This is a genomic window from Methylobacterium variabile (genome assembly GCF_001043975.1).
In the GTDB taxonomy this organism is placed as follows: domain Bacteria; phylum Pseudomonadota; class Alphaproteobacteria; order Rhizobiales; family Beijerinckiaceae; genus Methylobacterium; species Methylobacterium variabile.
Genome location: NZ_LABY01000331.1, coordinates 1 through 518, shown reverse-complemented (window position 1 = coordinate 518; position 518 = coordinate 1). Strand labels below are relative to the sequence as shown.

Sequence of the window (518 nt, the reverse complement as noted above, 5' to 3'; positions counted from 1 at the left end):
TCCCGACGAGGTCCGGGCCGGAGAACTGCACCGGCGACAGGTTCACGGCGATCTTCAGCCGCTCGGGCCAGGTCGCGGCCTGGCGGCAGGCCTCCGTCAGCGACCACTCGCCGATGGCATGGATGAGGCCGCACTCCTCGGCGATCGAGATGAACAGCGAGGGCGGCACGTTGCCCCGCACCGGGTGCTTCCAGCGCGCCAGCGCCTCGAACCCGGCGATCTCGCCGGTCTTGAGGATGATCGAGGGCTGATAGTGCAGCTCCAGCTCCCCGCGCTCGATCGCCCGGCGCAGGTCGCCCTCGAGCTGGCGCCGGTCCTCCAGGCCCACGCTCATCTGCCGGTCGTAGAACTGGAAGGTGCCGCGCTTGCCCGCCTTCACGGCGTAGAGCGCGAGGTCGGCGGCGATCAGGATGTCGTCGGCGGTCTCCCCGTCCTCCGGGCCGACCGCGATGCCGATGCTGACGCTGGAGCGGATCTGGTGGCTGCCGATCTCGAAGGGCGGCACGAGCGCCTCGGCG

1 protein-coding gene is annotated in these 518 nt (G+C 71.0%); it reads right to left on the bottom strand.

Features of this window, described 5'->3' with window-relative positions; genetic code table 11:
- The coding region (locus VQ02_RS32310) for an EAL domain-containing protein (protein WP_048448367.1) at positions 1-518 on the bottom strand (518 nt) is incomplete at both ends.